Annotated in this window: 12 protein-coding genes, 1 tRNA gene and 1 pseudogene; 8 read left to right on the top strand and 6 right to left on the bottom strand. The window is 38.9% G+C overall.

The annotated features are described in order from the left end of the window. Nucleotides 1-15 precede the first annotated feature (15 nt). The 3 genes from BMW42_RS07665 to BMW42_RS07675 are packed head-to-tail and all read right to left on the bottom strand — an operon-like array spanning nt 16 to nt 4,936. Nucleotides 16-3,120 (bottom strand): efflux RND transporter permease subunit, encoded by a 3,105-nt coding sequence (locus tag BMW42_RS07665; protein ID WP_092766972.1) that lies wholly within the window; start codon nt 3,118-3,120, stop codon nt 16-18. Between the two features lie 15 nt (nt 3,121-3,135). Further along, nucleotides 3,136-4,257: an efflux RND transporter periplasmic adaptor subunit gene (locus BMW42_RS07670; protein ID WP_092766973.1), complete on the bottom strand. Its 1,122-nt coding sequence runs from the start codon at nt 4,255-4,257 to the stop codon at nt 3,136-3,138. Between the two features lie 34 nt (nt 4,258-4,291). Continuing rightward, nucleotides 4,292-4,936: a hypothetical protein gene (locus BMW42_RS07675; protein WP_228143102.1), complete on the bottom strand. Its 645-nt coding sequence runs from the start codon at nt 4,934-4,936 to the stop codon at nt 4,292-4,294. Between the two features lie 276 nt (nt 4,937-5,212). Between BMW42_RS07675 and pilG the strand changes: the two genes are divergently transcribed. From pilG to BMW42_RS07700, 5 genes and pseudogenes are all read left to right on the top strand, one after another. Next, entirely contained in the window at nt 5,213-5,599 is a 387-nt protein-coding gene (gene pilG / locus BMW42_RS07680; protein ID WP_035269072.1) for a twitching motility response regulator PilG, read from the top strand. 18 nt (nt 5,600-5,617) lie between these two features. Beyond that, nucleotides 5,618-5,992: a response regulator gene (locus BMW42_RS07685; RefSeq protein WP_035269071.1), complete on the top strand. Its 375-nt coding sequence runs from the start codon at nt 5,618-5,620 to the stop codon at nt 5,990-5,992. Then, a complete protein-coding gene (locus tag BMW42_RS07690) occupies nt 5,989-6,543 on the top strand; it encodes a chemotaxis protein CheW (RefSeq protein WP_092766974.1) in 555 nt (184 codons plus the stop codon). Before BMW42_RS07685 ends, BMW42_RS07690 begins: the two co-directional genes overlap by 4 nt. Before the next feature lie 529 nt (nt 6,544-7,072). Continuing rightward, nucleotides 7,073-8,197: pseudogene (locus tag BMW42_RS07695) on the top strand (methyl-accepting chemotaxis protein); the annotation flags it as partial. Nucleotides 8,198-8,204: 7 nt separating this feature from the next. Next, complete coding sequence (locus BMW42_RS07700) at nt 8,205-12,263, top strand: hybrid sensor histidine kinase/response regulator (RefSeq protein ID WP_092766975.1); 4,059 nt, start codon at nt 8,205-8,207, stop codon at nt 12,261-12,263. 72 nt (nt 12,264-12,335) lie between these two features. On the opposite strand, the gene dapE is transcribed toward BMW42_RS07700, so the two are convergent. The 3 genes from dapE to BMW42_RS07715 all read right to left on the bottom strand — a co-directional run bounded on the left by dapE (nt 12,336) and on the right by BMW42_RS07715 (nt 14,732). Then, entirely contained in the window at nt 12,336-13,469 is a 1,134-nt protein-coding gene (gene dapE / locus BMW42_RS07705) for a succinyl-diaminopimelate desuccinylase (protein ID WP_035269063.1), read from the bottom strand. A 138-nt stretch (nt 13,470-13,607) separates the two neighbouring features. Then, nucleotides 13,608-13,760, bottom strand: coding sequence for an entericidin A/B family lipoprotein (locus tag BMW42_RS07710; RefSeq protein WP_092766976.1), 153 nt, complete (start codon nt 13,758-13,760; stop codon nt 13,608-13,610). 126 nt (nt 13,761-13,886) lie between these two features. Continuing rightward, entirely contained in the window at nt 13,887-14,732 is an 846-nt protein-coding gene (locus BMW42_RS07715) for a DUF1853 family protein (protein ID WP_092766977.1), read from the bottom strand. A 99-nt stretch (nt 14,733-14,831) separates the two neighbouring features. On the opposite strand from BMW42_RS07715, the gene BMW42_RS07720 reads away from it, so the two are divergent. From BMW42_RS07720 to BMW42_RS07730, 3 genes are all read left to right on the top strand, one after another. Further along, nucleotides 14,832-15,200 (top strand): YbaN family protein, encoded by a 369-nt coding sequence (locus BMW42_RS07720; protein ID WP_035269059.1) that lies wholly within the window; start codon nt 14,832-14,834, stop codon nt 15,198-15,200. Between the two features lie 36 nt (nt 15,201-15,236). Next, complete coding sequence (elsL, locus tag BMW42_RS07725; RefSeq protein WP_092766978.1) at nt 15,237-15,764, top strand: cell wall-recycling L,D-carboxypeptidase ElsL; 528 nt, start codon at nt 15,237-15,239, stop codon at nt 15,762-15,764. 212 nt (nt 15,765-15,976) lie between these two features. Beyond that, a tRNA-Val gene (locus BMW42_RS07730) sits at nt 15,977-16,052 on the top strand.

Genomic DNA, 16,052 nt, shown 5'->3' on the forward strand with positions numbered 1-16,052 from the left:
TGACAATTCTCTACATTATGACATGAATTTTCGTGTTTGACGTACCATAAAATTCTTAAAGTCATCTAAGTAAGTAAAGATAACGGGAACGACAACTAAGGTCAGCAGGGTAGAGGTAATGACGCCCCCAATGACAGCATGCGCCATCGGAGCACTTTGTTCACCTCCTTCACCCAAGCCTAATGCCAATGGCACCATACCCATGACCATCGCACTTGTGGTCATCAGAATGGGTCTCAGTCGAGTTTTACCTGCAGCAATAATGGCATCAAAACGTGTCTCACCGCGATCAATAGCTTTCTTAATAAAGTCAATGAGGAGAATCGCATTCTTGGTTACTAATCCCATTAACATGATGATGCCAATAATGGAAAATAAATTCATTGTTGAGTTAAATAAGAATAATGCAAGGAATACCCCGACCAATGACAATGGTAATGAGGCCATGATCGCCGCAGGATGAATAAAACTATTGAATTGAGAGCCTAAAACAATATAGATAAATACAATAGAAAGTGTAACGGCTGTAACAGCGTACCCAATCGATTCTTCCATATCTGCGTTTGCACCTTGTGTTTCAAAACCATAGCCGGCAGGCATCTCGAAGTTATCTTGCAATGCTTTAATATCTCGACCAATATCACCTGCAGGTCGACCTGAAGTATTGGCTTCAACCATGACTTCACGTGCTAAATCACGACGGTTGATTTGAGATGCACCATAACTTTCGTGTGTGCTTGTTACGCTTGAGAGCGGAACCAAGATCGGTTGATTATTCGCATCCACTTTTTGCGATTTTAAATATAAATTATTGATGTCACTTGGAAGCGTACGTTGATCTTCAGAGAGGCGCAAATTGACATCATAGGTTTCACCTTTTTCGTCTTTCCACGTCGTTACATCATCACCAGCAAGGAGAGGGCGGATCACATTGGCAATTTGGCTGACTGATAATCCTAAATCGTTTGCCAGTACACGATTTACATGCACTTCAAGGGTAGGTTTAGGCTCTTTGAGCGAGCTTTCTAAATCGACGACACCATCAATTTTTGCCATTTCCACCATGAAGCGATCAGAAATTTTTTGTAATTCATCTAGCTCAGGTCCTTTGATGGAAATCATGACAGGCTTTTGACCACCAGACACAGTTTCATCCGCTGAAGCAATAGAGGTGAGGGTAATACCCGCCACTGTTTGTAGTCGATCACGAAACTCATTGGTTAAATCAGTCAGTGTCTGAGAGCGCTCTTGGCGAGGACTCAGACTGACTCGGATGCTTACGTGGTTTTTCCCGCGATCAGTCACCCCATTAATAACGCCGTACGTTCCTTTAACCTCTGGATGCTGTCGAATAATAGATTCAACTTGTTTTAACTTTGCCTGAGAGTATTCGAGTGAAGCATCTACGGGCGTTTCAAATTTGATCCGAATTTCACCTTTATCTGGAACTGGTACAAACTCTGTTCCCACCATTTTTGACAGCGCGAGCGCGCCAAACAGTGAAGCAACAGCAACGATAATTGTTAGAAAGCGGAATCTTAGAGCCAGTTTTAGCAGCTTCTCGTACACTTCATTTAATGAATCAAGTTTATTTGAGATCCCATTGAAGAAGCGTTTCAATGCGCTCGGTTTTTTATTTGGATGATGACGTTCAGCCCAGTGAGCTGAGAGCATTGGATCGAGCGTAAAACTGACAAACATTGAGATTAGTACGGCGGTACTCACTGTCACGCCAAATTGGTAGAAGAAACGACCGATAATACCGCCCATGAATGCAACTGGTAAGAACACCGCAACAATAGTCAAAGTGGTTGCGAGAACTGCCAGCCCAATTTCTTTGGTTCCATCTAAAGCAGCAGTCACATGATCTTTCCCCATATCAGCATGGCGGACAATGTTTTCACGTACCACAATTGCATCATCAATAAGAAGACCAATACTTAAAGACAGGGCAAGAAGAGTCATCATATTGATGGTAAAACCAAAAGCCCAAATGAACGTTAATGTACCAAGTAAGGCGATTGGCAGGGTAAGGCCTGTAATAATCGTCGATCTAAATGAACCTAAAAACAGTAGAACGATGACAACCGCAAGTACACCACCTTCAATAATTGTACGGGCAACATCACCAATACTTGCTCGTATGCCTCGAGATGTATCGACAACTACTTTCAATGTTGTCCCTTTCGGGAGTTGTTGTTCTATACGGTTTAGTGTTTTATAAGCCGCATCTACAACATCAATTACATTTGAATCAGAGCTTCTGAGAATATCCAACGCGACAGCATTTTGACCGTTAATGAAGGCACTCGACTCGAGTTCAGCTTGGCTGTCGTAAATTTCAGCTACTTGTTTTAAGTAGATTGGCGTGCCATTTTTACTCGCGACGATGAGATCCCCAAAGGATTGGGGATGAATTACTCTTGATTTAATTTCAACGACCAGCTCTGAATTTGACTGTTTGAGTGTGCCCCCAGGGACTTCAATGTTTTCGCCTTTTAGTGTGTTAATGACTTGATCAACGCCAACACCAAGACTTTGTAATTTTTGTGGATTAACTTCAATACGAATTTGACGCTGCGAGTCACCTAGCAGGTTAACTGTACCTACCCCACGAACAGTTCTCAATTGAGGAACAATTTTTTGATCTAAATAAGAGCTGAGCTCTCGGAGTGACATATTCTCAGACTCAAATACCACCGACATGATGGCACCTGCGGAAGGGTCATAGCGCTCAACAATAGGATCAGTAATTTCATCACGAAATTCAGCTGTCACTGGCGCAATTTTGTCTCGAATATCTTGAGCTGCAACGGTTGAAGGAACATCCAAATTAAACTCAGTGATAATTGTAGAGAGTCCTTCACTCGACTGCGATATCACTTGTTTAACACCTGAGATCGTATTGATCTGATCTTCCATCTTTTTGGTAATTTCAGATTCAACAGTTTCAGGAGAAGCACCTGGGTAAGTGGTATACACGACCACAAATGGGAAATCGACATCAGGGAATTCTTCAACTCCCATTCGTTGCCATGATGATAAGCCCAATACCATCAGGCATAGCATCATCATGATCGTAAAGACAGGATATTTCACACTGATTCGAGTTAACCACATAGTTCAGATCCTGTCTTACTTTGAAGCAATTGAGACTGTTTTATTTAAGTCATCATTATTAAACTTAATTCTACTGATGTAATCCGTTGGCTGAAGACCACTGATCATTGCAATATTCTCGTTGGGTTGTCGATCCAGAATTCGAATATTGGCTTTCTGAATTTTCTGATCACGGATGATCCACAGATAAGGTTTGCCATCTGCATCTTGAATAGTATCAAGCGGAACTTTTTGCCCCTGAATTTGTTTGTTATCTAAAATGAAACCTTCGACAAAAGCACCAATACTCAGTGAATTGATTGATTCATTCGGTTGAGCAAAAAACTCAACCTGACGACTGATTTGATCGGCCATTGGGGAAATGCGTGTTAACTTGGCAGTATAATTTTGGGTAGTCCCTTGAATTTTATATTCAATATTGTTTCCAATGTTGAGCGCATGTTGAGATTCGACAGGGAGTTTTGCTTGAATCTCTAATTTTTGTGGATCTACGATTTCAAATAGTGTTTGACCCATTGAAACGGTTTGACCAGGTTCAACTTGACGTTTGGTAATCACGCCAGAAATGGGGCTACGAATTAATCCATCAGCATCGGCTTTCAGTGCGATATCCACATTTGCTTGCTGAGCTCGTACAGTTTCGAGTTGAGCTTTATGCTCCACTTGACTTTGTTCATATTCAACCTTAGAAATAAATCCTTGATCATAAAGTCGTTTTTTTCGAGTGACCATATTTGCAGCTTGTTGTGCCTGCGCTTGTGCAGAAGCAAGATTAGCGCGAGCTTGTGCGAGTCGGGCTGCATTATCTTGATTATTTAAACGTACCAAGACTTGCCCTTTACTCACCTTTTCACCGACTTGTACAGAGACTTGACTAGCAGTGGCAGTCACTTGAGCTTGAATTGTACTTTGATTCACAGCGCGTATGGTGCCCGTGAAAGCAAATTTCAGATTTGAGACCCCATTTTCAACTTTGACTAAGTCCTGTTGTATTAATTCAATTTTTTGAGGGGTAGATGAGGTTGGCTGTACACTTTCGTCATTTTTTTGACAAGCGGCTAAAAGACAACTCGTACACAGCGTTCCTAATACGAGATATTTCTTAAACTGACTGCTGTGTCGAGTCGCATTCGGCATGTGATAATTCCTTTCCATTCAGACAAACTCTTCTTTATTCAAGAGTTTTTAAGCGCTTGATAATATTGTCGTATTGTGATTGAGTATTTCGATAGTTTGTTTGTAAAGATTCAATATTTTTTTGGATATTACTCATATTCTGCGCATTATAAGTGATTCGATCTTGTAAGTTTTTAGGGACAGGATTCCCTTTTTTGATATAGGTCTGTTCCTGCTTTTTAAACAATATTCGATCTTGCTCCAGTTGTTGGTACTGTTGTTTTTGAAAGGTGATTTGTTTGTTGATGTTTTTCAACATATCATCACGTTTGTTCGCAGCCACTTTACTAGAACCATAAGCACGTTTTAAGCGTAGATCTTGTTCATGTTGTTTGGCTTGTTGCGTACGTACACCACTTTGTTGCTGTTCTTTATCGGCATCATAAGGTCGATTTTTTTTAATCACTTGCATATTACGGTCAAGTGCTTCATAACCGTGACGAATATGCTCGGGTGTTACCGAGCTACTAATATTAGCTACGCCATTTTTATCATAATAACGATACCAAGACGGTTTGGTCACTGTGGTATTAGCAATTGCTTCACTGATACATAAACCAAATGTCATCATGATCACTAAGAATGTTTTATGATGAAGATGCTTTAACCCAATTCTTGATTTGTGCGAAAGATTAAACATTGGAATTGGCCCCCGTGATATCAATTCAATTTTTTAATTTTTGCTTTTAATAACAAGCATTTTATGTGGTTTTGGTAAATTTATAAATATAAACCGTTAAATAATTTACGCTTAATCTGATTCACCCTTAAATTCTATGAAGCTTTGTGACACAATCTCTCCGCGAGTACTCAACTGCATTGAAAATCAATGTAATGTTATGTTAGAAAATAATGGTTATTCTCTAAATTAAGCGTTTCATTTTTCTTTAAATCTCATCTCAGGAAGGATCATTCAATGGATGATAATCTGCAAAATATTAAAGTGATGGTCATTGATGATTCAAAAACGATTCGTCGGACCGCAGAAACTTTATTACAGCGTGAAGGATATGACGTTGTAACTGCAGTAGATGGATTTGAAGCATTATCTAAAATTGCTGAAACTCGACCTGATATTATTTTTGTAGATATTATGATGCCGCGTTTAGATGGGTATCAAACGTGCGCATTGTTAAAAAACTCACAAAATTTCCAACATATTCCAGTGGTCATGCTATCCAGTAAAGATGGGATGTTTGATCAGGCAAAAGGACGAGTTGTTGGATCTGATGAATACCTCACGAAACCATTCAGTAAAGATGAGCTATTGAATGCGATTCGTAAACTTGTCGCTTCACGTTAAGTACTGGGAAAACAAAATATGACACGTATCTTAGTGGTAGATGACTCTCCAACAGAAATGTTTAGATTTAAAGAAATTCTGTCCAAAAATGGCTATGAAGTGCTAGAAGCAACCAATGGTGCAGATGGTGTTACCTTAGCGCAAGCAGAGCAACCAGATCTTGTACTTATGGATGTGGTGATGCCTGGTGTGAATGGATTTCAAGCGACGCGGCAAATTGCAAGAGCTGATGTAACGAAGCATATTCCAGTTGTCATTGTCAGTACCAAAGATCAGGATACGGATCGAATTTGGGGCAAAAGACAAGGCGCTGTCGACTACCTGATCAAACCTGTAGATGAATCAAGATTACTTGATGTCATTCAGCAATATTTAAATACAGGCACAGCATGATCATTCAAGATGAAAGTGATCAACAACACTGGTTAACGCAAGCCAGTAATGCTAATTCGGCTCAAGCAAATGAGTACCGTGATGTGCAAAATCAGGACCTCTGGTCTGGTGTATGTTTTAAAGTTGAGCAGCAGCAATTTATTACCCCACTTGGTGATATTGCGGAGGTTAGCCCTTTACTGAGCATTACCTCATTACCACTTACGCCGCCGTGGTATTTAGGTTTAGCGAATTTGCGAGGTCGAGTACTGTCCGTATTAGATCTAAAGCAATTTGCTTTGAGTAAATCAACACAATTACACGCTAATGTTAAAATTTTATGTTTTAACGTGGGGCAAGACTGTGTTGGATTGCTTGTGGATGAAGTCCTTGGTGTAAAACATTATAAGAATAATACCTATAGCACCAGTTCGGATTTGATCGCAGAACCATATAGATCGTTTTGCCAAGGTTATTTTCTCGATCATTCAACACCTGTAGCTGTGCTGATGATGAGTCTGCTATATGAGCATGATCGTCTAAAGCACATGTTCACATCAAATTCAATTTAATGTGTAGTCAGCAATAGTTTTTTGGGGGAGCTGAGTGAGTTTACGGTTAAAAAAGACCAGTCGGAATGTGAATGATTCAGATTCCAACACACAGGGATGGAAAGCTTCACTTAAGTTAAAACTTGAACAGTTTTCAGAGCTGTTTGGGCAATCTGCCCAAACGAAGTCTTATTTAATCATGGCTATTATTAGCCTCGTTTGTGCTTTTCTGATTTTATTGTTTCTTATGTTTAATCTCCCACGCACGGTGGAGCAAAGTCGTGGGGTGGGGGAACTGAAATATCTCAATCAAATGATGATTATTCAGACTCAACAGTTTGAGGATAATCCTACAGATTATACATTACAGATTCTCAAAAACTCTCAGCTTATTTTTAGTTCACAACTTGAAAATGTAAAATCAGTTTATTTTTATAGTCCAGCTTTAAATGAAGTAGATCGACTGTGGTTAGAGTCTCAAAGCAATATCACGGAATCTCAGTTACAAAAAATTCAAGTTGCTCTCAATGAAATTCGCACAGGTTCGACGTGGTTACTGATTTTACTGTCACTTTTATTGTTGATTAGTTTATCGAGCTTCACCTTTGCAGTGATTAAACTTTTTATTTTAAGAAGCCAAGAAGATCGTTTGCGTTTAATGGAACTAGTGGATAAAGATAAGAAAAATCAAACCGCGATTTATCGACTTTTAGATGAAATTGGTGATTTAGCTGAAGGCGATTTGACCAAATATGCTGCGGTTTCTGCAGATTTTACGGGGACAATCGCGGATTCAATTAATGTAGCGATAGATCATTTGCGTGATTTGGTGATGAGAATTAATCAGGCTTCTCAACAAGTTACCCAATATATTCATCAAACTCAGCACATGAGTTCACAATTGGCGCAATCTTCAGAGCTGCAAGCTCGTGAAATCCAAAATACATCGCTCGCCATTCATGACATGGCGGACTCAATTGATCACGTTTATGAAAATGCAGCGCAATCTGCAAAAGTTGCTCAGCGCGCTGTACTTATCGCAGCGAAGGGTGGGGAAGTGGTTGAACGATCAATAGATGGAATGGATCAAATACGAGGGCAGATTCAAGAAACATCAAAAAAAATTAAAAGGCTGGGTGAATCTACTCAAGAGATTGGAAACTTTGTTGCAACCATTGAAGACATTGCAGGGCAAACGCATCTGTTGGCTTTAAATGCAGCCATTCAAGCCGCAATGGCAGGCGATGCTGGACGAGGTTTCGCGAGTGTTGCTGATGAGGTGCAGCGTTTAGCTGAACGTTCAACTGCTGCGACCAAACATATTGAGATATTGGTAAAAAATATTCAATTAGATACGCATGAGGCCGTTCGCTCTATGGAGCAAACAACTTCTGAGGTGGTTAAGGGGACTGGACTTGCTCAAGATGCAGGAGCAGCACTTGCAGATATTCAGTTGATTTCAAAACAGTTGGCTCAACTGATTGCGAATATTTCAGCATCCTCAAAAGTTCAGTCAGCTGCTGCGGGTCAAATTGCGAAAACAATGTCGCTTGTGCAAGATGTCACACGAGAAAATCATGCTTCAACCTTAGATACTGCACAATCGATAGCAGAACTCACTCAAATGGCTGATTCTTTAAGGAAATCAGTAGCAAACTTTAAATTACCTGAGTGATTGAGCCATGAAAAATAATAATCCTAATAAAATACAATTATATCTTTCAGAAGCACTCTATCGTGCATATATAGATATGCAGCTTCCTCAGGATGAATCAAATTTTGAAGATGAGGAGCTTATTACCACCTTTGCTGAAGAGCTTAAGGAATTACTTCTAGAAATATCAGAAAATCTTCAAGTCTTATCGAATGATTTAGAACAGGTAAATATTTGGCAAGCATTGCGCCGTAATTTTCATACCTTAAAGGGTTCAGGTCGAATGCTTGGATTCAACTCAGTTTCTGAGCTTGCATGGACCGTTGAGACAATACTGAATATTAGGCTTGATCAGCAACGTTCATGGAGTCAACTGGTCCTTGAGTATGTTGAGGTGATCTCTCGTATATATCGCTACATCATTGTGCCTAGTTTAACAGTGAAACAAGCGATTCAATTAGATGTTAAACCTCTATTGCTTTTAGGTCGGCAATTAGAACATTCAAATATCATAGATCAATCATTGCATCCTTTGTTGGCGATCAACGCTCATCTCACACAGCTAGATCTAGATTTCAGGATTGAATGTCATTGTTTGAATGACTCAAATTCACTCTCAGCAACAGCCACAATTGAGAATACTCAAATATGGGATAACGAGGTTCTGCAAAGTTTTTATGCTGAAGCTTCAGAACAATTGAAATCCCTGCAAGATATGTTGGATAAATCCAATCAACAATTTCAGGTGGATACGCTTGCACGTGTTGTCCATTCTCTCAGGGGGAGTTCTGCAATTGTTGGACTTGAGAAAATTGAAGTATTGAGTCAGTCATTCGAAAAAATAATACAACGTAATCCATTTCTTGATACCAACAATAAAGAATTGCAAGCGCTCACAACACAGTATATTGATTTAATCCAGTATTACTTAGAAAGCTTGCAAACAACAGGTGACAACGTAACGAGACAACAACAGTTTCAGGCATTAGAGCATACTTTTTTAATCGCATTGAGAGACTTCTCAGAACAGATTACACAGAACGATCCAAATCTTGATCCGCAAGAGTTACTCAAGAAAATTGTAGATTTGGGTGTAGAAGATGTTTTCCTTATCGATACCTTTGTACAAGATGGTATTTCTAACCTCTTTAGCTCTACACGTACTACTGAACGTTCGAGCTTACTGAGTCAACAACTCAGTTCAATTGCTAAATTTGCCATTAAAGTTGATTTTGATCTCCTTCAAAAAATTTCAGAAATTTTGAGTTCAATTCACTTCAACATTGCAAGAGAACCGAATTCAATTGCCTACTCAAATGTCTACCGAGTTTTACAACAAGGGCATGAAAAACTCTTAGAAATATTTGATGAACTCGCTATAGGTCAATTTGCTCAAAATAATGAAGTTTCTCAGCAGCTATTAGGTGATTTAAAACAACTTAATCATGAATACTTCAGCTTTTCCAATCAATCGAATTGCATTTCCACTATAGAGCAGGAGAGCGAAGTATCTGCTCGCTCCTTAGATGAAACAATTCTGACATTACTCAATATAGATTACGCACTCAAAGATTCAGCGAAAGCAAAACAGGGCTTAGATCGCGAAGTAAGTGGTTTTTTTGTCGAGGAAGCGGAAGAAATCTTGTCTCAAATCGAAGACTTGTTCAATAGATGGTTAGAGTATCAAGAAGATGCTACGTGTATCCAAAAAATTATGCGGCAATTGCACACGTTGAAAGGTGGTGCATACATGTTGCAAGCAGATTACTTTGCAAATCTAATCCATGAGCTTGAATCTTTATATCTTCAACTCATTTCAGAGCAACAAATTGATATAAAAAGTTTCATTATTTTGATTAAAGCCTTACAGCTGGATTTGGTACGGCGTGTCAAAATCATTAAAACTGAGTCTGTTGATTATCCGATAGAACAGGCATTAAGGCTTATTCAGGGTTTAATTGAACTTGGACATTTCAATCTTAAGGGTGGTGACTCGAAGCTGAACTTAGTACATTCGATGCAAAATGATATCACTCACCACATGTCTTCAGATTTTAGTATTCATTCAACTTTATCAGCGGACCTTGAAACCAATTTAAGTGATTTAGTCACTACGCATAATAATTCATCAAAGTTTGACTCTTCTTCCGTTCAGCAAAACTCACATCAGAATGAACCATCTAACGCTAAGGAGAGTGTTTTACCGCCCCCAATGAGTGGCAATTTGCAAAAGTTTGTGCAATCTGCCGTAGCGAACGAGACACTTTCAGTCTCTACTGCTGTAATTGAAGCAACTCTTAATTTGATTGGGGAGGATTTGATTCAACGTTCGCAAGTTGAAGTAGAGTTAAAATCATATCGGTCAAATTTGGTAGAAATGGATCAAACCATTCAGCGCCTTACTTCACAATTGAGACGGATGGAGGGGGAATTAGAATCCCAAATTTTATTACAACGTAGATCACATAATTCCGCCGAGCATGGGTTTGATCCCTTAGAAATGGATCAATATTCATCACTCAATCAACTCTCTAAATCTATATCAGAGTCAACATCAGACTTGTTAGATATCAGAAACACTCTGCACGAAAAGCTTCAGTCTGCAGAAAGTATATTGATTCAGCAGGCAAGAATACAAAACAACATCCAACACTCGTTGATGCGTACTCGTGTCGTGCCATTCAAGACGATACAAATGCGTCTTGAACGCTTATGCAAGCAACTTTCGATGAATCTGAATAAATCTGTTCAGTTACAGATTGAACATGCAGACATCGAATTAGATCGTAGTATTCTTGAAAAGTTGATCACCTCACTTGAGCATATTCTGCGTAATGCGATTGATCACGGAATTGAGTCAGTAGAACAGCGGTTGAAATTAAATAAACCTGAACAAGCAGTCATGCAACTGACACTGGTGAATCATCACAATGAGCTGAGTATTTTGATCAAGGATGATGGTCGAGGAATTGATTCACAAGAGATTAAGCAAAAAGCTGTTGAATTTGGTTGGCTCAATACTGAACGGGAATATTCTGAAACTGAACTATTACAATTGATTTTTAGACCAGGCTTTACCACTGCTGCAAAATTAACAACGGTTTCAGGACGTGGTGTCGGTTTAGATGTCGTAAAAAGTGAAATACAGGCACTGGGTGGGCATGTTCATGTTTCTTCGGAAAGAGGACAAGGAACTTGTTTTGAAATCAGAATTCCTAAATCTTCAATTATTACTGAAGCATTGATGGTAAAAGTTGCGGACCAATTCTTTGCCTTACCGTTACATCAAATACAACGTGTTGAAATGATCGATAGACATGATTTAAATCACGCGAAACAACAGGGTCAGTTGTTGAGAGTGCATGAAGCAAGTTATCAATTAAACGATTTGGCTGACTTTGTATTGTTAAATCAACATATAAAAAGAAACTCACCATATTCAGAAACCCAAAAAGTTCCAGTGATTTTGGTGAATATGCACCAGTCTCAACCTGTGGCTTTATTCGTTGATGAAGTCTTAGGAACTAATTCACAAATTATTGTGAAACAGACTGGGGGGCTGATCCATCAAATTGATTATCTCAGCGGTGTAACCATTATGGGTAGTGGAGAAATTTGCCCAATTTTAAATGTAAATCGTGTGGTTCAATATCTCACTCAGCAGGATTGGTCTGTACATCTAGAGTCGAAGCTCTCAAATTTAGAGCATGACAATGAAGCACCTACGATTTTAGTGGTTGATGATTCGGTCACAGTTCGAAAAGTGACATCTAAACTACTTGAGCGTTATGGTTACCAGATTGTCACAGCTATAGATGGTATTGAAGCACTTGAACATTTACAGCATTCAACACCTGCCTTAATGTTAATTGATGTTGAAATGCCAAGAATGGATGGTTTTGAAGTGATGCAGTGGGTGAGAAATCAACCACATCTGCAGAACTTACCTGTGGTTATGATCACTTCACGAGTGGGGGATAAGCATAAACAACATGCTCTTGAGCTTGGTGTATCGGCTTATATGGGTAAACCTTTCCAAGAAGCAGTGTTGATTGAGCAGATCAATCAGCTTTTAAAACAGGATTGAAGTATTTTAAGCGAATTAAAAAAGGATGCATTCGCATCCTTTTTTATATTTCGTTGCTCTTAAATTTTAGCGTTATGCCAATAACTCAATTAAGATTTTTTCATAAATTTCAGCTAAAGGTTCCAAATGTGCGATTTCAACATGTTCATTAATTTGATGAATTGTGGCATTAAGCACTCCCAGTTCGAGTACCTGAGCTCCAGTTGGTGCGATAAAGCGGCCATCTGATGTACCACCACTGGTTGATAATTCTGTTGTCGTACCAGTCACATCCAAAATCGCTTTTTTGGCAGCATTGACGAGCTCTCCAACAGGGGTAAGGAATGGTAAACCTGATAGTGTCCACTCGATATCATACTCAACGCCGTGGCGATCTAAAATTTCATGTGTACGTGCTTTTAATTCATCAGCAGTAACTTCTGTAGAATAACGGAAGTTAAATAATAAGTTCATCGTGCCAGGCACAACATTGGTTGCACCCGTTCCAGCAGAAATATTGGAGATTTGGAAAGACGTTGCAGGGAAATACTCATTGCCTTGATCCCATTCTGTCTCACATAATTCAGCAATTGCTTTTGAGGCTGTATGAATTGGGTTAATTGCCAAATGTGGATAGGCCACATGCCCTTGCTTACCTTTCACTGTTAAATTGGCATTGAGAGACCCACGACGGCCATTTTTAACAATGTCACCTAAAGTATTCGTACTTGACGGTTCACCGACCAAACACCATGTCATTTTTTCTTGGCGTGCTTCTAAAGTTTCTACAACTTTCACTGTTCCATTGATAGATGGACCTTCTTCATCTGAAGTGATCAAAAAAGCAATCGAACCTTTGTGGTCTGGATGCTTAGCAACGAAACGTTCAGAGGCAATTACCATGGCTGCCAACGCCGTTTTCATATCTGCACTGCCACGCCCGTATAACTTTCCATCTCTAATTTCTGGGGCGAATGGATCGGAGTTCCACGCTTCTAGATTGCCTGTAGGAACAACATCAGTATGACCCGCAAAACAAAACACAGGTGATTCAGTCCCGCGACGAGCCCATAAGTTATCTACATCTTCAAAACGCATATTTTCAATGTTAAAACCAATCTTTGATAATCGATCAGCCATAATATTTTGACAGTTATGATCGACTGGAGTCACTGAAGGTTGGCGAAGTAATTGTAAGCTTAAATCGAGTGTTGCAGATTGGGTCATGGAGAGAAATCGAATTGGTCAAAGTCGATCTATCATAAAGTATGTTGAATTTGATGCAAAATATTAATCATTCAAGGAAATCAAATTTAAATAAAAAAAGCCCTATTAAAAAATAGGGCTTTTAGCTTCAACTTCGAATTAGTTGTTACGAATTTCGTTTGAAGTTTTTTCAGCAGTATTTGTTACAGTTTCCCCAGCTTTTGAAACGTCTTGTCCAAAACCCTTGAATGTATTACAACCAGTTAATACAAATGCAACTACGAATGAAGCGGCTAATACTTTTTTCATCATTATCTCCAATGATTGTAAATTATTTTGATGCTTAATCAGAATAAAAATTAATCATTTAGAAGAATATGAGAGTTTTATTATCAGAATGTTATTAATTGTATTCGATACATTTTTTTATTACACGAACTACACGTAAGGGAGCTTTAAAGCTGGTTGACGGTACATATAAAACTGATTTGTTTGTACATTGTGATAAAGCCCATTACTCCACCAATGTGCTTCATTTGAAGTCTGACTTGCATTCGGACAAATCCATTCCTGTCTTTCCAGTCGATAAAAAGATGATCGTAATTGATGTCCCCATGTGCCTATACGACGATGTGGGCTGACCCAGTTAGGTAAGGTTTGAAGTTCGGTATGATACGGAAAGTAGAGTTGACCTTTCATCACCGCAATTTTTCGATCAATTTTATAAGTATTGGCTTGAGTAAATTGAAATTGCTTTTGCGTAAAATGATTGAGCTTTCTAAATAGAGTGTCGCTTCGATTTAATCCGTACCAATGTTGAAGTTGAAAGTCTTGTTCTGCTAAATAAAATTTCAGTGCAACTTCCCATTGTTCAATTTCTTGGGTGTGATGATTTAATATCACAAAGTCAATTTCACCCAAAGTATGGCGGCCGTCAATGATTTGAACACTGTGATCTAACAGCGAAAAATCAGCTTGATCGCGTTGATCATCTTGCAGCCAGAACCACATTAAAAATTCAAAGCGCAAACCTAGACGCGTACTTTTAAGTTGCTGAATAAAATCAATCAGCTCTTGTGGGTTTTGATCTAGATCATGCAGTCTGGAGATATATTTTTCGTACTGAGTTTGCCAAAATTGTTCATGGTGCAATTCAAAAGGATGAACGATCGTTAATTCTTTAGGCGCAAAACGAATAATATTAGGACTTGCGATGACAAAAGCCAGTTGACGTACAATTGTATGATGAAAGTTCTGCCATGGCTCATAAAAATCAGATTGCACCGTTTCTCCAACTAGAATTCAAAACTGAAAATAAATTTACAATCAGACACTACCACAAAAGCATATATACTAGTGAGATTCAACTGAATGAGTTGCGGTATGAAAATCGTGTTTTGGCGGAGCTTAGTCATTATTTTTGTGACTCTAGGTTTTATTGGTGCGCTATTGCCAGGATTGCCAACCACAGTCTTTTTAATTCTTGCCGCATGGGCTGCTTCAAAAGGTTGGCCACAGGTTGATGATTGGCTACTCAATCATCCTAAATATGGACCAACACTGCGAAATTGGCGTGAGCATGGCACGGTTCCACGCAAAGCAAAATGGCTCGCCTCGATGATGATGTTGATCAGCGGTATTCTTATGCTTTATACCAATGCTCCTGATTTAGTAAAAATTTTTACGAATCTCACCATGCTAATTGTCGCGATTTGGTTGTGGTTAAGACCTGAATCAAAAAATATTGTTTAAATAAATGATTAAAAATAATTTAACCCTGAGTTTTGTATGAACCCAAATCTTGAAAGTTATACCCTAAGTCAGGCGGATATCCTGATTGATATGGCGAAACAAGTTCTATATGTACCACGTATGAAAAAAAGCTATTTGGTGTCTACTGGATTGAACGGTATAGGTGAACAGGAAAATTCAGGTAAAACCCCAAGAGGATGGCATCGCATTGAACAAAAAATTGGCGATGACCACCCAATCAATGCTGTTTTTAAAGCACGTCTTTGGACTGGGGAGATCTATGATGTGGAACTTGGCAAGCAATTTCCAGAACGTGACTGGATTCTAACGCGAATTCTTTGGTTAGCAGGTTTAGAACCTGGTTTTAATCAAGGGGAGGGTTGTGATACCTATAATAGATATATCTATATTCATGGTACGCCAGAGTCAGAACCTTTAGGCATTCCTAAATCACATGGATGTATTCGAATGCACAGTGCAGATGTCATTGAGCTATTTGATACATTGGACGAAGGTGCTTTAGTCTATATTTCAGAACAAGAGATCGAATTGGATCAATTTTAAATCAGAATCGTAAAATGTGTTGTGATAAAAACTTTGAATAAAAATAAAAACATATATCTAATCAGGCAAATAATAGACAAAAAAGCGATTTTTTAAGAGAAATGATCTATTTTTTAATCATTCAAACTGAAAAACTGAGAAACCTGTAGAAAAGCGTTTGACAGTATCTGAGGATTCTCTATAATGCACCACACAAACGATGAAGTCGTAAAGGGCGCTTAGCTCAGTTGGTAGAGCGTCTGCCTTACAAGCAGAATGTCGGCGGTTCGATCCCGTCAGCGCCCACCA

The organism is Acinetobacter sp. DSM 11652 (assembly GCF_900109815.1).
In the GTDB taxonomy this organism is placed as follows: domain Bacteria; phylum Pseudomonadota; class Gammaproteobacteria; order Pseudomonadales; family Moraxellaceae; genus Acinetobacter.